This is a genomic window from Duganella levis (assembly GCF_009857605.1).
In the GTDB taxonomy this organism is placed as follows: Bacteria; Pseudomonadota; Gammaproteobacteria; order Burkholderiales; family Burkholderiaceae_D; genus Rugamonas; species Rugamonas levis.
The window spans coordinates 1-19,689 of record NZ_WWCT01000030.1 but is presented as its reverse complement, the minus strand read 5'-3'; the positions used below and the strand labels follow the sequence as shown (position 1 = coordinate 19,689).

Sequence of the window (19,689 nt, the reverse complement as noted above, 5' to 3'; positions counted from 1 at the left end):
AGACGCATGACTATAACGACAACGACTTCCAGGCTGGATGTGATCGACGCGCTACGTGGCTTTGCCATTGTTTCGATCATGCTGTTACACAATATCGAGCATTTTGATTTCTATTTTGCCCCGACAGGTCTGCCGGCCTGGCTGCAGGCGGTCGACAAGTTGATCTGGGACAGTCTGTTTTTCTTGTTCGGCGGCAAGTCCTATGCCATCTTCGCCTTGCTGTTTGGCGTCACTTTCTACATCCAATATCACAACCGGGAGCGGCGCGGCGAGGACTTTCGCGCCCGTTTCGCCTGGCGGCTGGCGTTGTTGCTCGCGTTTGGTTTGTTTAATTCCATGTTTTATCACGGCGATATCCTGAGTATTTACGCGGTGCTGGGATTGACGCTGATACCTGTGGCCCGTCTCAGTAATCGCTGGGTAGGAATTATTGCGGTGGTTTTATTGTTGCAGCCGTATGCGTGGTGGGAAGTATTCCAGGCTTTGCCGAATCCGAATGAGAAATTACCCGATCCGGCTTCGTGGGCATATTTCGGTCGTGCCAATGAATATTTCGCCCATGGTTCGGCCTTGCAGGTTTGGACGGGTAATCTCACCAATGGCAAAATCGGCGTGATTCGCTGGAGTTGGGAAAACGGCCGGATATTCCAGATTCCCGCTTTATTCATGCTGGGTATGCTGGCTGGCCGCAAGGGATTGTTTAGCGATCCGACATTCTGGCGCCGTGCACTGCTTATTGCGATAGTTCTGTTCATCCCATTTTATGTGCTCAAGACCTGGCCGGAATTATTGGGCGTAGGCGAGGCCGTGCGTCGTCCGTTGCTGGTGATTATTACCTCGTGGTCCAACGTGGCATTCATGGTGGTGCTGGTATCGGTGTTTGTACTGCTGTTTTATTCTCAGCGCTGTCTGATGTTCTTTTCGCCTCTCGGTCGTATGAGTTTAACCAGCTACGTGGTGCAATCGATTATCGGCACGTCGATTTATTATGGTTTTGGACTAGGCATGTATCAATATACCGGTGCCAGTTTTGCGCTGGCGATCGGTATCGTGCTGGCGCTGGTGCAACGGCAGTTCAGCGTGTGGTGGCTGGCCCAGCATTCGCAGGGACCGCTTGAATCCGTATGGCACAAGCTGACGTGGCTCGGCAGCCATGCCAAGAATTAGCGCGAAGACACCAAAATTCAGCTTGCAGAAGGCGTATCGTCGGGATCGGTCCAGACGATGCGTCCATGGCCGGCTTCGTTTAAACGGGTAATCAGCGCATCGGCGGCGGTGTCCGGGAGATTAAATTCAAACTGCACGTCATTCGCATGCTGGACATTATTCAGCTCGGCGTCGGCCATTTCAATTTCCCTTCGCACCAAGCCTTCCATGGCATATGGCGCGCTGCAAATCAGGAAGCGCTGTTTGATAATGGGAATTTTCTCGGCCTTTAATAAAGCCTGCGCTACGCTGTCGGTATAAGCGCGCACCAAGCCGCCGGCGCCTAATTTAACGCCGCCGAAATAACGCACCACGGTGGCTAATACACCTTCCAGATCCTGATGGCGCAATACATCGAGCATGGGGCGGCCGGCGGTGCCGCTCGGTTCGCCATCATCGACTGCCGCCGATTGGCCGCCGGCTAATAATGCCCAGCATACGTGTGCGGCGCCGGGATGCTGTTCCCATAATGCCGTGACGATTTTCTGCGCGCTGGCGCGATCGGTCATCGGCTGGACGCAGGCAATAAAGCGGCTTTTTTTTATCAGCAGTTCGTGATGAACGGCGATATTGATTGTTTGGGGCATGGGAGTTTTCTGGCAAGACGGCGATGTAAAACCGCCGTATGGTGCCAGAAATCAGAGATGCACGCCATCTGGCCAGCGCCTGCGCGGTATAATCCGGGCCGAGTTCACCCCATCTGATATGCCATGACAAAAGCCTCCGCCCCCTTCGTTTCATCCTCCGACGGCGACCCGGCAGAGGACGATGACCTGATGCGCCATCTCGGCCTGACCGCGCGCGGCATCGCCTTAGCCAAGGCCGAGGGCAGGGTGTTTCTGCGCATCAGCGGCGTCGTCAAATACGGCGACCGGCGCGTGGCCTACGACCTGGTTCCGGCGCAGGGTGTGCTGGCCAAGTCGTCCAAATGGCGCAAGCTGGATGAGGACACCCGCTCAGGGTTGCTGCTGGAGCGCGCCAGCGAGGAAGTGGCGGCCGAGTTGCACGGCTACGTCAGCGACTTCGTGCAGGAGTTGGCCGACGCCTGCGACGATTGCGATATGGACGCCGAACCGTTCCTGCAAGCGCTCAACGATATGCAGATCGCCGAGCCGGCCGGCATGGTGTTCGACCGCATCCGCCTGCGGCTGGAGCACGCGGTCGAGCGCGATATGGAGGAGCAGCACGCCGAACGTACCCGCCAGAGCATCAATCTGGCCGAATATCCGGCCTCGTTCGACCTGGCGCGCCGCATCAAGCGCAAGTTCATCGCGGTGCTTGGACCGACCAATTCCGGCAAGACCCACCAGGCGATCGAGGCGCTGGCGAAAGCGCCGAGCGGCGTGTATCTGGCGCCGTTGCGTCTGCTGGCGCTGGAAAACTACGAGCGTTTGCAGGAAATGGAGCAGCACGGCAAGCCGCTGAAGGTCAGCCTGGTCACCGGCGAGGAGCGGCGGCTGGTTCCGGGCGCTACCCACGTCGCCAGCACGGTGGAGATGCTGGATACGCAAACGCCAATCGATGTGGCTGTGATCGATGAAATTCAGATGCTGGCCGACCGCGACCGCGGCGCCGCCTGGACCGCCGCAGTCTGCGGCGCACCGGCGCGTATCGTCTACCTGGTCGGGGCGCCGGAAGCGCGGCGCGCCATCGAGGTGTTGGCGGCGCGGCTGGAATGTGAGCTGGAAGTCCACATCCTCAAGCGCAAGGGGCCGCTGACGATGGAAACCAACGCCGTGCGTAAGCTGAGCGGTCTGCGTCGCGGCGATGCGGTGATCTGCTTCTCGCGCCGCGAGGTGTTGATGTGGCGCGATATGGTGACCGAGATGGGGCTGTCGGTGGCCACGGTGTACGGCAACCTGTCGCCGGAAGTGCGGCGCGCGCAAGCCCAGCGCTTCCGCGAAGGCACGGCCGACGTGGTGGTCGGCACCGACGCCCTCGCCATGGGCCTGAACATGCCGATCGCGCGCGTGGTGATGACCACCACCGTCAAGTACAACGGTTACGAAGAGGAAGAGATTCCAGCCGCATTGGCGCGCCAGATCGCCGGCCGCGCCGGCCGCTTCGGCGTGCACGAGGAAGGCCTGGTGGCCGGTTACGACAATGAGACCCACAATGTGATGCGCTCGCTGCTGCGCGAGAAGCCGGTGCCGTTGAAGGCCACCGGCTTTGCCGTCGCGCCGACGCTGGAGCATCTGCACCGTATTTCGTCGGTCACGCATGAGCATGGACTGGCCAAGCTGTTGAAGCGATTCGTCCACAATATTGATGTGCCGGATGGCTTCTTCTATCCGCGCATTACCGAAGAGCAGTTCGAGCGCGCGGCCTGGCTGGATACCTTGCAGCTGACGGTGGCCGAGAAATTCGCGCTGTCGCTGGTGCCGATTTCGTCCAAGGTGCCGTCGTTGCAGAACGCCTGGGAGACCTGGGCCAAGGCGCTGGCGCACAAGAAGATCACGCCGCTGACCGCCAACGACCGGCCGCTGCATTACATGAACTTGCAGGAAGTGGAGGACGCGTGCCGGCTGTATTCGGCCTATGCGTGGCTGGCCTACCGTCAGCCGGAATACTTCCCGGATACCGAACTGGCGCAGCGCCTGTCGCGCGAGGCGTCGGAGCGGGTCGATTCGATCTTGCAGGAGCAGAACTCGGCGGCGCGCAAACGCCAGCCGCGCAAGTTCCGCCGCTAGCCATGGACGCGGAGCACTGCCCCTTGTGCGGCCGGGTGCTGGGGACGGTCAACATCGACCGTCATCACCTGGTGCCCAAGACCTTCAAGGGCAAGGAGCAGTTTCCGATCCATAAGATCTGTCACCGCAAGATCCATTCGGTGTTCACCGAACGCGAGTTGCTGCACAGTTACCATACGTGGGAAGCGCTGCGCGCGCATCCGGATATCCAGACTTTTATCGCCTGGGTAGCCAACAAGCCGCCGGGTTTTTATGTGCGCACTGACACGTCGGCCCGCAAGAAATCACGCTGATTGCTTATCTGGCTTGCTTCTCGCGGAAAAACTCCCATGCCGCTTCAGCGACTTCAAGATCGGCGTTTTGCAGACCGGTTAGCCAGTTGAGGAAGCGTGGATATCGCTTGAGGCGGCTCGGTTCCGCGTGGCCGGCGCCGTCGATGCGGTATAGACCGACCTGGAGTTGGTCCGCCGCCTTGCCCCACATATAGCGGGTGACGCTGGTGCGGCCGCGCTTGTCGCTGACCGGCAGCTTGACGACGTCGGGCGTGTCCGGCAGGCCCGCCAGTTCGCGCCAGACCTGTACGCTATCCTCGATGCTGCGTACCGGCTCTGCAAAGCCGAATGCATACCAGGGTTTGCCGCCGTGATAACGGATCAGCGGATCGGCCGTGCAGCCAAAGATCAGCGCCGGCAGCGGCGTGATGGGCATGGTGATGCGTCCGGACGGCGGCATGCCGGCCAGTATTACCGAGAACGCCGCCAGCTTGTGCGGGAGCTCGATGGCGGCAGCGTACGCCATCCAGCCGCCGCGCGAGACGCCGATCAGGTAGACGCGGGCCGGATCGACATGGTGATGGGCGATCGCATCGTCAATCAGCGCATCGATGAAGGCCACATCGTTCTTCCGCGCCGTGCGCGCGTCCGGCGCGAAGCAGTCGCTCCAGCCACCTTTGCCGGCATCCGGCGCGATCACGACGAGTTGCTCGCGTGCCGCAATGTCCAGCCACAGCGATAGTGGCGACGGCGGAAACGCCAGTCCCAGCACCTGCTCGGCCGATGCGCCGGCGCCGTGCAGTATGACGACCAGCCCCCGTTTGTCGGGCGTGATGGCGGGTGGCGCCGCAACCAAGTAGCGGTGCCTACCTTCGGGACGGTCGAGTGTTGCTGGTGCCGGCGCAAGGGCCAGACCGTCGGCGTCATGATTGCTCATTCCCATCCAGTTTCACTATTGAAACACTGATTATCACATCAATAGTTATGGTTTTGCTATATTATTTCCCTGCGTCAAGTCGTAAAAGCATGATGAAACTGTCTTCGGAACGCTTGCAGACGCGTCAGCGCGTATCAATTTTGCTGTTGCGCGTGGCGCAGATACTGCTAAACAAAAAAGCCCACGAACCGAAATTCGTGGGCTTTTTTGATGAATCTTGGTAGGCCGTGCGGGATTCGAACCTGCGACCAACGGATTAAAAGTCCGCTGCTCTACCAGCTGAGCTAACGACCCAAGGGCCAGCATTGTACTTGCTGGCGCACGAAAGTTCAAGCGATCAGGAATGAGGGAGCAATATCACTATGCCCACAAAGCCGATCAGCATTACGACTCCTGCAATATACGCCAGAACGTCACTGAATCTATCGCTGGAAATAAGCTGCAGCAGGAATTTTCGCATTGGAGTGCTCCTATGTCTTTTGAGTCTAGCACCATGAGAACGTGAAATGAAGAAGGGGATAGAAGTACGACATGACTATGGTCACGAGTACAGAGATCCATATCACTCTTGTGCTGACTGTTTGACTTTGCGACGTGCGGGCTGTATTCACAGCGATAAAAATCGAACTGAAAAATGCACCGACAACACACGAACCCAGTGTCCATCCAATAAGCTCTCTCAGGTGGGGCCGGCTCTGGTAAGCAGAGAAGGCGTCATAGCCGGTAGCTGCCATCATGCCGAGCGCGACCCAAAACAACTGACCGCCGTCTATCGATTTCTTCAGCATGCGCACAAAAAGTCGCCACCCGCCTGTCGCGGTGGCGACGGCGGCGATTACTGCGAAGGGCAGCAGCACCGGCACCAGCACGTTGATGGCGAACCAGCCGGGATTGTTTTGCAGCTGCGCGAGGTAGGAAGCAGTCATTTCGCCAAGCTAGCACGCCCATTTCACCCCTTTGCGGCATAAATCAAAATATTGCTGAATTGTTTCGGGCGACACCTGATGGCCAACCTCGGCTATCATGTCGGCCTGCTATAAAAATAAGCCATCTTTTAATGGCAAGTTGACAGCAAGGAACACGAATGAATGTAGTTACAGGCCCGACGCCTGGCACGGTAAAACCGGCCCCGTCGCAGTTTGGTTTGATTAATCTGTTGAAAGCCGGCGCGGCGCAATTGATCGTGCTGCACCATCTGGCATTTTATGGCCCGATGTCTGATCACGTCCGTATCATCTTCCCGGCCTTGATCGACTGGCTGAGCAGCAGCGCCCGCATTGCCGTCCAGGTGTTCCTGGTGATCGGCGGCTTTCTTGCGGCCAAATCATTGGCGCCGTCCGGCCACGCCGGCTACGGTCAGCCGCTGCGCGCCATCTGGCGCCGCTATACCAAGCTGGCGCCGGCATTCTTCGCCGCGACGCTGATCGCCGCCGTCGCCTCGTCGTGGGCCGCCGAATGGATGACCCACGATTCGATTTCGCCGCCCGCCACGCTGAGCCAGCTGGCCGCGCATGCGCTGCTGCTGCATGGCGTGCTGGGCTACGCGTCGGTGTCGGCCGGGGCCTGGTATGTGGCCATCGATTTCCAGCTGTACGCCTTGCTGGTGCTGGCGCTGTGGGTCGGCGGCATCGTCGAAGGCCGGCGGCCGGTGACCTGGCTGATGCCGATGGTTGCCGCAGCAGGCGTCACGCTGTCGCTGCTGTATTTCAACTTGGATGCCGACTGGGACAACTGGGCGCCGTATTTCTTCGGCAGCTACGGTCTCGGCATCATGGCTTGGTGGGCCAGCGATCCGCGCCGCAAGCCGGGCGTGGCGGTGATGTTGATGATGATGGCGCTGCTGCCGGCCGTGGCCGGTCTGGCGCTGGAGTTCCGCAGCCGCATCGCGCTGGCCGCCGTGGTGGCGTGCGCGCTGTTCCTGTTTGGCCGCGTCAAGAGCACCGACCAGGGCCGCGCGTGGAGCGTGGTGCACGGCATGGGCAAGATTTCGTACTCGGTCTTCCTGATCCACTTCCCGGTGTGTCTGCTTGTGAACGCCGCCTTTACCCACTTCGCGCCGGCCGAACCGGCGTGGCAGATGCTGGGCATGCTGGTGGCCTGGGCCGCCAGTTTGATCGCCGGCGCCGCCTTCCACCGCTGGGTGGAAACGCCGCTGAGCCGCATGATCCACGCGCTGGGCGAGCAGCTTGCGGTGCGTGATGTGCATATGCCACGGCCGTTGCCTGTCCGCACCAACGGCGTGTCCTTGCGCTAAGAGGAGGCCGCTGAGTTATACCATTTTGGAATGCCATTTCGTAAAGAAGTAATAGATTGACATGGTTATGTCGGGCGTAAGATCAAACCGGCTACACAGATGTCATTCATAAAACTTACAAGATGGAGACAACATCATGGCTATACCTCACGCAACTTTGCGTCAAACCGTGCTGGCCGCGCTCATTGCCGACCTGCTCTTTTCCCTTAGCGCCCAGGCGCAAACCACCGACCAAACTGCCGACACCGGTCCGACAGTGGTGGTCAGCGGCATCCGTGCTTCGCTCAGTTCCTCGCTGAACACCAAGCGCATGCAGGATGGCGTGGTCGATGCCGTGTCCGCCGAGGACGCCGGCAAATTCCCCGATACCAATATCGCCGAATCGCTGCAACGCGTCACCGGCGTGCAGATCCAGCGCAATGGCGGGGAAGGGCGTTATATCTCCGTGCGCGGGCTGGGGCCGGAGTTCAACAACGTGCTGGTCAACGGCCGCACGCTGACCAGCGATACCGGTGGCCGCGAGTTTTCATTCGACCTGCTGTCGTCCGACCTGATCTCGAAGGCGCTGGTGTACAAGACCTCGCAGCCGTTCCTGCCCGAGGGCGGCATCGGCTCCACGGTGGACATCCAGACCGCGCGGCCCTTGTCCGGCAAGACCGGGCACACCTCGGTGGTCAATGTGTCGGAATCGTACGACTCCAACTCGGAGAAGAAGACGCCCAACATCAGCGGCATGTACTCGTTCGCCAACGCCGAGCGCAACTTTGGCGTGACCACCTCGCTGTCGTACACCGACCGCGCCTCCAAGCAGAACAAGGCGATTACCGATGCGTGGAATTACCGCGACGTTTCGCTGATCAACGGCGACCTGAATTCGAAGGGCCTGACCATGGCCGACGTCACCACCAAAAAACTCTACCTGCCGCAGAGCTTCGGCTACCAGCAGGAAAACGAAAGCCGCAAGCGCCTGGTCGGCAATCTGACGGTGCAATACAACCCGTCGCCGACGTGGAAGATGACGGCCGACGCGCTGTATTCGCGGTTGGACCAGCGCAACGACGTGATCGCTTTCAGCGACTGGATCAACCCGCAACTGCTGGGCGCGCAGGTGAACCAGAACAACCAGGTCACCAGCTTCCTGCGTCCGGGCGCGACGTTTTATGCCAACAACCCGGCGCTGTCCGGTCCCGGCAGCCTGCTGGGCGAGGCCAACTCCAACGACATGATCGTCAAGGGCGGCGACCGGCTGTCGATCACGCGCGCGTTCGGCCTGAATTCCAAGTGGGCACTGGCGCCGGAGTGGAAGCTGGAGGGCGATGTATCGACCTCGCGCACTACCTCGTACTCGCCGGATATGTGGGTGGTGGCGGGCATGGTGCCGAAAAATGGCGACGTGCTGAGCTTTGGCGGCACGCCGTCGGTGGTGTTTGGCGACGGCATTGCCGATCCGACTGCGGTGCGCGCACACGCCGTCTCCAATGGCGACATCCGCAACCATGACAAGCTGTCGGAAGGCCGGCTCAGCCTGAACTGGAATCATGAGATCGGCTATTTCAAGGGCGTCGATACCGGCCTTGGCTATTCGCAGCGCAGCGTCGACCGCACCGAGTGGAAGAACGATGCGTGGAACACCTACAGCGGCTACCATCTGCCGCTGCCGTCATCGCTGTTCACGGTGACGCCGATGGATAACTTCATGGGCAATGGCGCGCAGGTGCCGAGCGCCTACCTGAGCTTCGATCCGTACGCGTACATGAATTACCTGAACCAGCGCTCGATCCTGGCGCAGTCCAACGACCCGGCGTTGTACCTGGACACCACCAAGTATCCCAACGGCCCGATGGCGATCGACTATACCTTGCCGTCGATGTGGGGTGTGAAGGAGAAGGTGTCCAACTTCTTCGTCGACAGCAAGTGGGAAGGCGCGGGCTGGTCGGCCAATGCCGGCGTGCGCGTGGTGCATGTGCAATCGAGCTCGACCGGTATCAGCCGCGTGCTGCTGTCTGCCACCAAGAGCCCGAACGACACCACCTTTATTTCCAACTGGGGGCCGATGACCACCACCACGGTCAGCAACAGCTACAACAGCGTGCTGCCGTCGGCCAACCTGAAATTCGACCTGACCTCGGAGATGCTGCTGCGCCTGGCCGCCTCCAAGACCGAGACGCGGCCGACGCTGAACCAGATGGGCGTGGATAACTACTACGGCGGCCGCTTCGGCGACGTGCAGACCGGCGGCGGCAATCCTTATCTGAAGCCGATGAAGTCCAACAACTACGATGTGTCGTGGGAATGGTATCTGTCGAAAACCAACTACGTCAGCGCGGCGGTGTTCCAGAAATACGTGTCGGACTTTCTGGAAACGCGGCTGGTGGACATGAAGATTCCGCAGTTTGACGAAATCGTCCACGACACCCGCGTGCGCAACGGCCAGAAGGGCAAGATCAAGGGCGTGGAGATCGCCGGCCAGTATGCGTTCGACACCGCGATTCCGTGGCTGCGCGGCTTCGGCGTGACGGCCAACTACACGTATGTAGACGCCAGCGCCAGCCGCGAGGTCGACAGCAGCACGCCGGCGTGCGGTTATCCGGGCCTGTCGCCGCAGTCGTATAACGGCTCGCTGTTCTACGAGAACAGCAAGTTCCAGGCGCGCGTGAGCTACAACTGGCGCAATCACTTCTCGGTCGATTGCGGCGGCGGCAGCACCCAGCCACGCACCCGCGCGGCCTACGGCCAGACGGACGCCAGCCTGCGTTACAACCTGACGCCGACCCTGTCGCTGTATGCCGACGCCATCAATCTCAACAACGCGCGTACGCATGAATACGCGCTGAACGAGAGCCAGTTCCTGACGTTGGAAGATGTCGGCCGCCGCGTCAGCATCGGCCTGCGGGCGGCGTTCTAGTGCTTACCGGGACTCAGGCTTGGGATCGCTAAGTATCTTGAAGTGCCGGTGAAATTTGAATGGACGGTGGACGCCGCGAGGCTCGGTGAACGGGACCGTAAAGGTCTCGTCGTTGAGCAACTCCACCGTCCATTCAGTGTCGCCAAAAAAGAGAAAACGAATGCTATTGGGCGCCTGAAGCTGGATCAGCGAGAACACGCCGGTGGCGTACATTGCACCCATCCAGGCAGAGTCCACCACTTCTAACCCAGCATCGAGTAAATAGATGCGCAGTGCTTCCTCGTGCGTGATGTTGTCTGTGACGAAAAGTCAGCGTCGGCGGCAATTGAATGCTGTGTCAGTTCAGGGCGCTTTTTTCTTTTGTACCTGGCGTTGCTGCTGCTTGCGCTGGGTTTGATTCTTGTTCTGCTTGGCTTCGTAGATGGCGGCGGCATCCAGCTTGGCTTGGGCCACGGTGCGCAACTCTTCCTTGTCGTCATGCACGACAAAGTAATCGTTATCTTGCGCATCAACCACCAGCTTGATCGCAGCTTCATCGGTCAGGTCGTACATCTCGGTGAGCAATGTTGCAATCTCATCTAGGAATTCTTCGTAAGTCATGGTGCAGTTTTCTATTGTTTAAAGATGCTGTCATTGTAGCCGCTCCAGCTGGCGGGAACGCTACTGTTTTCGCGACGCCTACTCGTAAACGCCGCCCATAAAAGCCTGATATGTACGACGTGTTTCCGGTTTCGTCATGGCATTCATATGGCCTGCCTCTTTAACCGCTTCAAACCGTTTATGCTGATTACTCAGACTGTCGAATAGTTCGCGGGAGGTGGCAAGCGGCGTCTGCACGTCGTTGACGCCGCTGATGATGAGCACAGGATCTTGATACGTCCGTAGGGCGACGCGGTTGTCGATCGACAGCAGTTCCTGATCCAGCTTAATGCGCACGAAGGGCTTGCCGTACCACGGCACCATATTGTCCGCATACGCTTGCGCGCTGGTGCCGGTGCCTTCCAGTACGAGGGCGTCCAGATGCCGCTGTTTGGCCAGTGCGGCGGCGACAAAGCTGCCAAACGAATGGCCGTGGACGACCAGTTTTCCGGTGGTCGTTGCGCGTACATGGTCATACAGGGCCAGGGCTTCCGCATTCAGCTCTGGCAGGCCAAATGCGGATTCGGGCGCATCGCTACGGCCAAAATCGTGATAGTCGTAGCTGATGAAATTGGCGTTCATGTCGACAAACGGCTTGGCGATGAATGCGCCATTGACATCGATCCGAACGCCCGAGCCCATGAAGTACAGCACCGTGAATTGCGCGTCGGGCTTATGCACGAAGATGCCCCGGCTAATGGCGCCATCCGGGTGCTTGAATTCGATATTGTCAACCTGGTAGTCCGGTGCTGTCTTCTTCAGCATCGATAGCTTGCCTGCATCTTTCGGAATGAATTGCCTGGACGTTACGTCGACCGTGGAGCAGCCGGCTAAAGCAATGAGAAGTAAGCAGGTAAGCAGTTGACGCATATTTTCCTTGAGGCGCGATAATCTATGACTTACAAGAATAGCATCTTTCTCTGCTAGTTTGTTCGATCCACGATCCGGTCATGCACTGCGCTGAACCAGCTTCCTAGCTGCGACAGGTCGCCGTCGATCTTCAATTCGCCGGCGGCCTGTAAATTTACGAACGCGGCGTGAAAGTGCGGGTCATCACTGCGCAAGGTGTTGAGCGTGTACGAGGCTGCTTTCGTTACCTCGACCGTGATGTCCCCTCGCTCGTCGCGCCCGGCGCCGAGCTGGAAGGCCGGCTTGCCATTGATGATGTCAAAGCGCAGGCCCTGGACTAGCCCTGGACTCAGTTCGATACCGTCGATGTAGCGCTCCACCAGGCGAACATTGCACTCCGGTGGAAGTCCGGCCTGCATGGCGGCGTCCACCAGCACCTCGCCCACCATCTCGAACCACTGCGTTGTGCCGTGAGGTGTGGTTTCCATCACGCCACCGTGAGAACGATCTTGCCGCGAATGTGGCCGGCGGCTGCGCGCTCGTGGGCCTTGCGTGCTTCGGCCAGCGGATAGGTACTGTCGATGACGGCGCGAATCGTTCCAGCATCCAGCAGCAGCGCGAGTTCTGCGAGTTGCGCACCGCTGGAGCGCACTTGCGTCGACGACACTGTCACGCCTAGCTTCTCAGCCTCTTCGCTACCGGAGAAGCCCAGCGGGAATACCGGGAACAACGCGCCGCCACGCTTCAGCGTGCGCAAGAAGCGGCCCGAGGTCGGACCACCCACCGCGTCGATGACCAGGTCAACATCGCGCACAACGTCCTCGGCGGCAGTCTGGGTGTAGTCGATGACCTCGTCCGCGCCGAGATCGCGCAGCATTGCCGTGTGTTCGCCCGAGGCCACCGCAATCACGCGGGCGCCGCGCCACTTCGCCAGCTGCACCGCGAAGTGGCCGACGCCACCGGCCGCGCCGTTGACGAGGACGGTCTTGCCTTCAAGCGGAACCGGCTCATGGCGATTTGGCTGCAACGGGTTCTGAACATCGTGGCCAAGCTCAATCATGAATTGCCAGGCGGTCAGCAGCGACATCGGTGCGGCGGCGGCCTGCATATGGTCGATGCCGGCCGGTTTGCGCGCCATTTCCGCTGCGGGTACGCTGACGTATTCCGCATAGGCGCGGCTGCCGCCCGCCAGGCCGGTGGGGAAGCGCACCATGGCGAATACTTCGTCGCCCACGGCGAAGCCGGTCACATCCTCTGCCACCGCCGCAATGACGCCCGACACGTCCGTGCCCAGAATCAGCGGAAACGACACCGGCGGTTGCCATTCCGGCGGCAGCATCTTGTAGCCGTCACGCAGGTACCAGTCCGGCGGATTCACACCGACCGCGTGCACGCGTACCAGCACTTCGCCGGAATCGAGCTCGGGCATCGGCGCATCTTCATACTGCAATACCTCGGGGCCTCCGAAGGCATGTTGTCGAATCGCTTTCATCGTCGTGTTTGACATTGCTTTTCCTTTTGCGAGAATTGATAATGAGTACCGGAGCAAAGCTCCGAAAAGGTGGAGCAGCGCTCCGTTTATGTTTTCAATATACGGAGCAGTGCTCCGTTTGTCAAGCTATCTGATGCGTTCTGACGCCCAAAAAAATTACGATCATCTGTTTGAGGTAGGGCGCGAGGTCGTCGCCGAGCAGGGGGCGGACGCCTCCATGCGTGAAGTCGCCCGCAGGGCCGGAGTGGGGATTGGCACGCTCTACCGCCACTTCCCGTCGCGGGAAGCCTTGTTGGACGCGTTGCTGCGCAAGAGTTTTGATCAGCTGACGGCGAAGGCCGGTGAGCTTGAAACGGTAGCGTCGACCGGCAATGCGCTGGTGTTGTGGTTGCGCGAGATGGTCACGCTTACGCATAGCCATCGCGGCGTGATTTCTGCAATGACAGCCGCCATAGCTGAGCCGGATTCGGCCCTGCATGCGTCATGCGTGTCGATGCGTGCGTCGGGCTCGCATCTGCTGGCGCGCGCGCAGGCGCAGGGCGAGGCGCGGCTGGATATCGATGGGGCGGACTTGTTTGCGCTGGTCAGCGCGCTGGCGTGGCTGAACGATCAGCCGTTGTTCGCGTCCCGCGTGGACCGCCTGTTCCAAGTGATCGCCAGCGCGATCCTGGTGCAGCCAGCCAGCTGAACTGGCTTACTCGGGGCGGGCGAACATCGCCGCCATCGCCGTGACGTCACGTCCCACGCCGCGATAGCCGATGAAGCGGCTGGCCTCGTCAAACATCGGCTCGCCGCTCACTTGCAGATATTGCACCGCGCCCGCTGCCGTGGCCCGGCTGTACACAAAGTCCAGGAAGGGCTTGCGCTCCGCGATATTCGACTGTAACAGCGCGCGTTCCTCGACATCCCAACCATCGGTCTCGGTGCCGCCGATGCCCACCATGTCGGCGACCGGGCCGGACCAGTTGGTGAGCTCGCCCTCGGCATCCTGTTCCCAATACCAGTCCGTCGACAATTCCGCGAAGCGTTGAAAGCGTGCTTCACTGGCGCGCAACTGCGCGGTGCGTTCCTCGACCATCTTTTCCAGATTGCGATGCAGCAGGCGCACCTCCAGCATATTGCGGATGCGCGTCTCCACTTCGATCAGCTCGAACGGCTTGCTGACAAAGTCGCGCGCACCGGCTTGCAGCGCGCGCAGTTTATGGCCCGGCTGCGCGGTGACCACCAGCACCGGCACATAGCCGTCCGGCTCGACTTCCTTGAGCGCTTCCAGCACCGCAAAGCCATCCATGCCGGGCATCTGCAGATCCAGCAAAATCAAGTCGTAGTGATGGGTGCGATGCAGGTCGCAGACGGCAAACGGGTCCATCGTGCTGCTGACGTTGGTGTAGCCGGCGTTCTTCAGCATTTGCTCCAGCAGCATCACGTTTGCATCCTGGTCGTCAACGATCAGGATGCCCGCACGGATTATTTCGGATGGTTCAATCATGATGCATTTCCTGTGTGTACGACGGAGAATTCAAGGGCCATATCCAGCGCGCTCATGAACTCCACTACATTGATCGGCTTGGTCAGATAGCGGAGGAATCCCGCCTCCATCCCTTTTTCTATGTCGCGCGGCATGGCGTTTGCCGACAGGGCCAACACCGGAATATGCGCCGTCGCCGGATTGTCTTGCAGGATCTTCAGGCAGCCGTAGCCGCTGATCCCTGGCAGATTGATGTCCATTAAAATCACGTCCGGCTGGTAGGCCTGCGCCAGCTGGATACCCATGTGGCCATCGATGGCGGTCAGCAGTTTGAGGTCGCTGCGGCGCAAGATCAACTGCTCCACCAGCGCCAGATTGGCCGGGTTGTCTTCGATGTACAGCAAGGTAGCCTGTGACTCGGTATCCTGGGTCTCTGGCAGCAGCAGTTCATCCAGCGCCATCGGCTCCAGCGTTGGTTCATCGCTGGCGACCAGCTCGATCCAGAACGTGGTGCCAGTGCCTTCGTTACTGCGGACGCCGATCGAGCCGCCCATCAGTTCGGTCAGCTGCTTGGTCACCACCAGGCCGATACCTGTGCCTTCCTCGGCGCCATCTTCTTGTCCGAGGCGGTTAAACGGCTGGAACAATTTGTCGACCTGATCGGGCGACAGGCCGGCGCCGTTATCGGTCACGCTGATCCGTACCATGCCCTCGCGGCCTTCACCGCACTCGACCGCCACCATGCCGCCGCGGCGGTTGTATTTGACAGCGTTGGAGAGCAGGTTAATCATCACCTGTTTCACGCGCGTGCGATCCGCATGCACGAAAAAGCGCCGGCTCAATTTGGGGAAGACCAGGTGGATGCCGCGCTTGTCGGCCAGCGGACCGATCATCGCCTGGCAATCCTTGAAGACTTCGGTCAGGCCCATGGATTCCTGCGACATGGTGACCTTGCCGGATTCGATCATGGCCAGATCGAGAATCTCGTTAATCAGCTGTAGCAAATACCAGCCACCCTTGAGAATCTGGTCGAGCGAACGCTGTTGCGACGTGGTCGGTGGCGGTTTGTCGGACGCCAATAGCTGCGCAAAGCCGAGCACCGCATTGAGCGGCGTGCGCAACTCGTGGCTCATGCTCGACAGGAAATCAGACTTGGCGCGATTGGCCTTTTCGGCTGCCGCGCGCGCTGCTTCCAGCGCCACGTTGGTTTCCTGTAGCGCCAGCTGTTGTTCGCGCAGACGCTGGTCCAGCAAGTATTGCTCGGCTTCCACCTGCTTGCGCGCCGTGTTGTCGGTTCCCATCAGCAGATAGCCGATGATTTTTTCATGCGCATCGCGCAGCGGGCTGACAGAAACGATGGCGGGGAAGCGGCTACCATCTTTGCGGATGTAGGTCAGCTCGTAAATGTCCTCGATGCCGCGCGACGCTTTGAACACCAGTGCCTCAAAGCCCGGCCGGATGTCCATACCCGCTTCCAGGCTGAGCGCAGCAGCGCGCGCAATAATTTCCTGAGCATCGGAGATGCCGGCCGGCGTAATCTGGTTGACCACTTCCGCCGCGCTGTAGCCCAGCATGCGTTCGGCGCCGACGTTGAAGATCTGGATCACGCCCTGTGCATCGGTCGCGATGCTGGAGAAATTGGCGCTGTTGTGAATCGCCAGTTGCAGGGCATCAGCCTTGAGGGCATTGCCTTCGGGGAGGAGTACTGTTTTCATTTGACGCCCTGGCGTTGACGCACATCCGACATCAGGCGCGCGAATTCTTTTTTAACGACGTCGTAGCATTCGCAGACGTCTTTTTCCAGACCGATGCGGTCGATGACCGAGATGTGGCCGCGCCGGCAACTGATGTATCCCTGCGTCTGCAATCGGCCTGCCGCCACTGTCACGCCTTCGCGCCGCACACCGAGCATGTTGGAGATCAGTTCCTGCGTCATGGTCAGCTCGTTGGTCGGCAGACGGTCCAGCGTTTGCAGCAGCCAGCGGCATAACTGCTGGTCCAACGTGTGATGACGGTTGCAGATGGCCGTTTGCGACATCTGCGTGATCAAGGCTTGCGTGTAGCGCAGCAGCAGACGCATCACCGGCCCGGCGCGGTTGAATTCTTCCATCAGGATGTGCGACTTGAGGCGGTAGCCGTGGCCCGCCGTCTGCACCACCGCGCGGCTGGGCGTGGTGTTTCCGCCCATGAACAGCGAGATGCCGAGGATGCCTTCATTGCCGACACCGGCGATTTCCGACGAACTGCCGTTCTCCAGCACGTAATGCAGCGAGACGATGGCGGAGGTCGGGAAATACACATGATTGAGCACGCCGCCCGATTCATACAGCACATCGCCGAGGCGCATCATGATCGGTTCGAGGTACGGCGAAATGCGGTCGAACTCGGCGTCGAGCAGGGCGGCCAGCAAATGGTTTTGATTGGGGTTGTTGAGACGCATGGAGATATTGGTTATTCCAGTCGTCAACTAGGCGGGCGGCGAAGACGGCAAACGATGGCCGTCTTGCAGAGTAACACAGAAGCTATATCGTCGTGCGGCTGCGTATGTTAAGGCCGCATCCTTCCAAGACATCTTCGTAAGGAGCAAGTCATGCAAACGAATACATTTCTGGTGCTCTTGCTGGCTGCGGTCATTGGCTTGAATACGGCGAGTGTGAAGACGCCTGCTGTTCCAGACAACCAAATTCAGTGGATCGAGTCAATGCCCGAACACCGCAATTGTCTCGCGCGAGGAGGCCGCTGCTGAGATCAGGAGGCTCCTCAATGAGCCAATCTGAGTCTCAATAGTTGTTTCAGACTGACCGGATATGCTTTTCCGTCTTTCTGGCTGTGGCTTGCCTTCCACCCGGAAGTATCTGGAGAATTTGAACTTTCGGCTTACGCCGCTTGGGTCGGAAACAAAGGGCAGTGCAAACTCCCGCTCGGTGAGCAGCACCACACGCCAACGGGTCCCACCGAAGAAGCGGAACGACAACGCATCCGGTGGTTGCAGGCTCAGTTCGGCAAACGTGCCAGTAGAATACATCGCACCAAGCACGGCCGCATCGACCAACACCATATTGGCGTCGAACATATAAATTCGAAGCATATCTTCGAACGGGATGTCATCGGTAAGAAAGACAATGTGATAGCCGCGCCATTCCACAGCAGCCTCTAATACCTCTCCGGTCACGATAACTCCGGAGGGCTTGCCATTTAGCAGGAGCTGGGATGAAGCCAGCTCCGTATCCGTATAGGGCGATGCCCGCTGTATACCTAGTTCTGAGGTCGAAAGTAGTTTCACGAGCGTACCTACCAAATAAATCCAGCACCGAAGGCCGCCAGAGCCCCTCCGACAAACGCTCCTATTGTCACACATACCGGTGCGCCTGGGCCACACGCCAATCCCGCAAGAGCGCCTGCCGCGATGCTGCCGCCGATTCCTGCCGCAGTTGTTGCGACCTCGCGCTTGATCGCAGTAGATTTATCACGAGCGGTTAGAACGTTGTATATCGACAGAGCCACTGACAGCAGAATGACGCTCCGTCCCAAGTAAGATAATCGCGCGACATTGCGCGTAACCACGGGCTGAGACCTGCCAGCCGACGCGACAATCTCAGCAAATACACGATTCTGTTGTGACGAAGTGAGCCTGTCAAAGAGAGCGCTTTTACCGAACAGCTTGACTGTTTTTTCGGCGACTAACGCATTCAGGCCACGACCCTCAAGCTTCGTACGTTGTGCGTAAGCTCGGCCAACGGGCGTGGTATTCGATCTGGAGAGCTGCATGATGATGTTGCGCGTAGTCTGGGCCTGTTGCGCCGCCTGCACCCAAGTCAATTTCCCTCTAGCGACGTCACTTCGAAGATTATCGGACATCGCTTTTATTTCACGCGCGTAAATGCGGCGTGCGGTGGAATCAATTTCGAGATGCATTCCAGCGCTGGCTGCTGTCGCTTCGAGTGATTTGACCGCGTTTTCAAATACCTCTTCGTCGGACTGTTGCATGGCGTACTCCTGTCAAAGGTGTCTGGCGAGAGTACTCTGGGTCAGTTTGAGGGGCTTTGAAGCGGCGCAAAATATTTGATGGGCCGACTCACTTAATGAGTCATACGGCAAAGACGATTCCGCGTCACTATCGGGCGCTCGCAGGTGAACGGAGTTCGAATCCGTGGCTCTGGGCTCGGCGGATGTTTAGGTCGTGGTATGCGGTAGGCCTTGCCAGGTGCATCGAGAAGAGGTGATTTTGGTGAAGGCCGTTAGGGATGCTTCCGGTCTATCTCCGGTCCGCTCGGATCACGCTTTGCTCAGCGCGGCTCGGATTTGCGCCGGGACGATATTGCGTAGGGTTACCCCCGCACGCATTGCACGGTGGACGGGAGGCAAGCATTGAGCGCAGTTAGGAGGCACTGCTGCCTGTTTAGAGCAACTCCGAAGGCATTCCACAGGCGAGTTCACGAGTTTAGGAACGAAAATTGCCTAATGGCTATTTGTACCGATGGTATGGTAGGCTATTGTGGAATTTGTAACTCACCGTCACCGGAATTTGCTTATGGACGCCGAAAAAGAGCTCATCGCGAAGCAAGCGCAGGATTATTACAATCATTCGCCTGTAATTATTTTAGGAAGCGGTGCTTCGGCAGCGTACGGATTGTCTGGGATGGGGGCGCTAGCTACTCACCTTATCGATACTGTGGACGTATCGTCGGAACACCCAGAGGCGCAGAAATCTTGGTCTAGCTTCTGTGAGCTGTTAAACGACGGCGTAGATTTGGAATCTGCTCTTCATAAGATCACACTTCCGTCAGGAATAACTACTAAAGTTGTGCTTGCCACTTGGGAATTATTGAATCCGCAGGATTTATCAATATTGTGCGTTTGCTAGCTGAATTGACCCTGTCAGTTTGACCCGCCCGCCATACCCTGGCGAACGCTGCAACCCGGTCGTAAGACCCTTCAAAGCCCAACTCCTTTAGTTCTTCATGAAGCTGTTTCAAA

At 59.1% G+C, this 19,689-nt stretch carries 20 protein-coding genes and 1 tRNA gene; 7 read left to right on the top strand and 14 right to left on the bottom strand.

The annotated features are described in order from the left end of the window. Positions 1-6: 6 nt before the first annotated feature. Positions 7-1,167 carry a DUF418 domain-containing protein gene (locus GTP69_RS26960; protein WP_161057774.1) on the top strand — a complete coding sequence of 387 codons (1,161 nt, stop codon included), beginning with the start codon at positions 7-9 and terminating at the stop codon, positions 1,165-1,167. Between the two features lie 17 nt (positions 1,168-1,184). On the opposite strand, the gene GTP69_RS26955 is transcribed toward GTP69_RS26960, so the two are convergent. Continuing rightward, on the bottom strand, positions 1,185-1,793 hold the full coding sequence (locus GTP69_RS26955; RefSeq protein WP_161057773.1) for an IMPACT family protein: 609 nt from the start codon (positions 1,791-1,793) through the stop codon (positions 1,185-1,187). 123 nt (positions 1,794-1,916) lie between these two features. Here GTP69_RS26955 and GTP69_RS26950 point away from each other — a divergent pair, with 123 nt between their 5' ends. After that, complete coding sequence (locus tag GTP69_RS26950) at positions 1,917-3,896, top strand: helicase-related protein (RefSeq protein ID WP_161057772.1); 1,980 nt, start codon at positions 1,917-1,919, stop codon at positions 3,894-3,896. Between the two features lie 2 nt (positions 3,897-3,898). Further along, on the top strand, positions 3,899-4,189 hold the full coding sequence (locus GTP69_RS26945) for a hypothetical protein (protein ID WP_161057771.1): 291 nt from the start codon (positions 3,899-3,901) through the stop codon (positions 4,187-4,189). Between the two features lie 4 nt (positions 4,190-4,193). On the opposite strand, the gene GTP69_RS26940 is transcribed toward GTP69_RS26945, so the two are convergent. The 3 genes from GTP69_RS26940 to GTP69_RS26930 all read right to left on the bottom strand — a co-directional run bounded on the left by GTP69_RS26940 (position 4,194) and on the right by GTP69_RS26930 (position 6,031). Further along, positions 4,194-5,105, bottom strand: a complete 912-nt coding sequence (locus tag GTP69_RS26940; RefSeq protein WP_161057770.1) for a CE1 family esterase — start codon at positions 5,103-5,105, stop codon at positions 4,194-4,196. A 218-nt stretch (positions 5,106-5,323) separates the two neighbouring features. Further along, positions 5,324-5,399, bottom strand: a tRNA-Lys gene (locus GTP69_RS26935). A gap of 191 nt (positions 5,400-5,590) precedes the next feature. Next, complete coding sequence (locus GTP69_RS26930; protein WP_161057769.1) at positions 5,591-6,031, bottom strand: hypothetical protein; 441 nt, start codon at positions 6,029-6,031, stop codon at positions 5,591-5,593. A 158-nt stretch (positions 6,032-6,189) separates the two neighbouring features. Here GTP69_RS26930 and GTP69_RS26925 point away from each other — a divergent pair, with 158 nt between their 5' ends. Both GTP69_RS26925 and GTP69_RS26920 read left to right on the top strand, forming a co-directional pair. Beyond that, positions 6,190-7,359, top strand: coding sequence for an acyltransferase family protein (locus tag GTP69_RS26925; protein WP_161057768.1), 1,170 nt, complete (start codon positions 6,190-6,192; stop codon positions 7,357-7,359). A gap of 136 nt (positions 7,360-7,495) precedes the next feature. Beyond that, complete coding sequence (locus GTP69_RS26920; RefSeq protein WP_161057767.1) at positions 7,496-10,264, top strand: TonB-dependent receptor; 2,769 nt, start codon at positions 7,496-7,498, stop codon at positions 10,262-10,264. Between the two features lie 3 nt (positions 10,265-10,267). Here GTP69_RS26920 and GTP69_RS26915 read toward each other — a convergent pair whose 3' ends face one another. The 5 genes from GTP69_RS26915 to GTP69_RS26895 all read right to left on the bottom strand — a co-directional run bounded on the left by GTP69_RS26915 (position 10,268) and on the right by GTP69_RS26895 (position 13,181). Beyond that, a complete protein-coding gene (locus tag GTP69_RS26915) occupies positions 10,268-10,477 on the bottom strand; it encodes a hypothetical protein (RefSeq protein ID WP_161057766.1) in 210 nt (69 codons plus the stop codon). A gap of 129 nt (positions 10,478-10,606) precedes the next feature. Then, entirely contained in the window at positions 10,607-10,864 is a 258-nt protein-coding gene (locus GTP69_RS26910) for a hypothetical protein (RefSeq protein WP_161057765.1), read from the bottom strand. A 78-nt stretch (positions 10,865-10,942) separates the two neighbouring features. Beyond that, the gene (locus GTP69_RS26905; RefSeq protein WP_161057764.1) at positions 10,943-11,773 is read right to left on the bottom strand and encodes an alpha/beta fold hydrolase; all 831 of its coding nucleotides are present in this window, start codon (positions 11,771-11,773) and stop codon (positions 10,943-10,945) included. Positions 11,774-11,826: 53 nt separating this feature from the next. Then, positions 11,827-12,240, bottom strand: coding sequence for a hypothetical protein (locus tag GTP69_RS26900; RefSeq protein ID WP_161057763.1), 414 nt, complete (start codon positions 12,238-12,240; stop codon positions 11,827-11,829). Then, positions 12,240-13,181, bottom strand: a complete 942-nt coding sequence (locus GTP69_RS26895; protein WP_229261166.1) for an NADP-dependent oxidoreductase — start codon at positions 13,179-13,181, stop codon at positions 12,240-12,242. Before GTP69_RS26895 ends, GTP69_RS26900 begins: the two co-directional genes overlap by 1 nt. A gap of 181 nt (positions 13,182-13,362) precedes the next feature. Here GTP69_RS26895 and GTP69_RS26890 point away from each other — a divergent pair, with 181 nt between their 5' ends. Beyond that, positions 13,363-13,932: a TetR/AcrR family transcriptional regulator gene (locus GTP69_RS26890; RefSeq protein ID WP_308494472.1), complete on the top strand. Its 570-nt coding sequence runs from the start codon at positions 13,363-13,365 to the stop codon at positions 13,930-13,932. Positions 13,933-13,938: 6 nt separating this feature from the next. Here the strand turns inward: GTP69_RS26890 and GTP69_RS26885 are convergent, their stop codons facing one another. From GTP69_RS26885 to GTP69_RS26865, 5 genes are all read right to left on the bottom strand, one after another. Then, a complete protein-coding gene (locus GTP69_RS26885) occupies positions 13,939-14,733 on the bottom strand; it encodes a response regulator (RefSeq protein WP_161057761.1) in 795 nt (264 codons plus the stop codon). After that, positions 14,730-16,427, bottom strand: a complete 1,698-nt coding sequence (locus GTP69_RS26880; RefSeq protein ID WP_161057760.1) for a hybrid sensor histidine kinase/response regulator — start codon at positions 16,425-16,427, stop codon at positions 14,730-14,732. The genes GTP69_RS26885 and GTP69_RS26880 overlap by 4 nt, the downstream gene beginning before the upstream one ends. Further along, on the bottom strand, positions 16,424-17,152 hold the full coding sequence (locus tag GTP69_RS26875) for a Crp/Fnr family transcriptional regulator (RefSeq protein WP_161057759.1): 729 nt from the start codon (positions 17,150-17,152) through the stop codon (positions 16,424-16,426). The genes GTP69_RS26880 and GTP69_RS26875 overlap by 4 nt, the downstream gene beginning before the upstream one ends. A 258-nt stretch (positions 17,153-17,410) precedes the next feature. After that, entirely contained in the window at positions 17,411-17,884 is a 474-nt protein-coding gene (locus GTP69_RS26870; RefSeq protein ID WP_161057758.1) for a hypothetical protein, read from the bottom strand. 119 nt (positions 17,885-18,003) lie between these two features. Continuing rightward, positions 18,004-18,699, bottom strand: a complete 696-nt coding sequence (locus GTP69_RS26865) for a hypothetical protein (RefSeq protein ID WP_161057757.1) — start codon at positions 18,697-18,699, stop codon at positions 18,004-18,006. A gap of 544 nt (positions 18,700-19,243) precedes the next feature. Between GTP69_RS26865 and GTP69_RS26860 the strand changes: the two genes are divergently transcribed. Further along, on the top strand, positions 19,244-19,576 hold the full coding sequence (locus GTP69_RS26860; RefSeq protein ID WP_161057756.1) for a hypothetical protein: 333 nt from the start codon (positions 19,244-19,246) through the stop codon (positions 19,574-19,576). Positions 19,577-19,689 lie beyond the last annotated feature (113 nt).

Coding starts and splice junctions, on each gene's coding strand:
- GTP69_RS26880 (WP_161057760.1), bottom strand. CDS start 16,427: ATGAAAACAGTACTCCTCCCCGAAGGCAATGCCCTCAAGGCTGATGCC.
- GTP69_RS26895 (WP_229261166.1), bottom strand. CDS start 13,181: ATGCCCGAGCTCGATTCCGGCGAAGTGCTGGTACGCGTGCACGCGGTC.
- GTP69_RS26925 (WP_161057768.1), top strand. CDS start 6,190: ATGAATGTAGTTACAGGCCCGACGCCTGGCACGGTAAAACCGGCCCCG.
- GTP69_RS26930 (WP_161057769.1), bottom strand. CDS start 6,031: ATGACTGCTTCCTACCTCGCGCAGCTGCAAAACAATCCCGGCTGGTTC.
- GTP69_RS26915 (WP_161057766.1), bottom strand. CDS start 10,477: ATGTACGCCACCGGCGTGTTCTCGCTGATCCAGCTTCAGGCGCCCAAT.
- GTP69_RS26910 (WP_161057765.1), bottom strand. CDS start 10,864: ATGACTTACGAAGAATTCCTAGATGAGATTGCAACATTGCTCACCGAG.
- GTP69_RS26940 (WP_161057770.1), bottom strand. CDS start 5,105: ATGAGCAATCATGACGCCGACGGTCTGGCCCTTGCGCCGGCACCAGCA.
- GTP69_RS26860 (WP_161057756.1), top strand. CDS start 19,244: ATGGACGCCGAAAAAGAGCTCATCGCGAAGCAAGCGCAGGATTATTAC.
- GTP69_RS26920 (WP_161057767.1), top strand. CDS start 7,496: ATGGCTATACCTCACGCAACTTTGCGTCAAACCGTGCTGGCCGCGCTC.
- GTP69_RS26900 (WP_161057763.1), bottom strand. CDS start 12,240: ATGGAAACCACACCTCACGGCACAACGCAGTGGTTCGAGATGGTGGGC.
- GTP69_RS26950 (WP_161057772.1), top strand. CDS start 1,917: ATGACAAAAGCCTCCGCCCCCTTCGTTTCATCCTCCGACGGCGACCCG.
- GTP69_RS26875 (WP_161057759.1), bottom strand. CDS start 17,152: ATGCGTCTCAACAACCCCAATCAAAACCATTTGCTGGCCGCCCTGCTC.
- GTP69_RS26955 (WP_161057773.1), bottom strand. CDS start 1,793: ATGCCCCAAACAATCAATATCGCCGTTCATCACGAACTGCTGATAAAA.
- GTP69_RS26960 (WP_161057774.1), top strand. CDS start 7: ATGACTATAACGACAACGACTTCCAGGCTGGATGTGATCGACGCGCTA.
- GTP69_RS26865 (WP_161057757.1), bottom strand. CDS start 18,699: ATGCAACAGTCCGACGAAGAGGTATTTGAAAACGCGGTCAAATCACTC.
- GTP69_RS26885 (WP_161057761.1), bottom strand. CDS start 14,733: ATGATTGAACCATCCGAAATAATCCGTGCGGGCATCCTGATCGTTGAC.
- GTP69_RS26905 (WP_161057764.1), bottom strand. CDS start 11,773: ATGCGTCAACTGCTTACCTGCTTACTTCTCATTGCTTTAGCCGGCTGC.
- GTP69_RS26945 (WP_161057771.1), top strand. CDS start 3,899: ATGGACGCGGAGCACTGCCCCTTGTGCGGCCGGGTGCTGGGGACGGTC.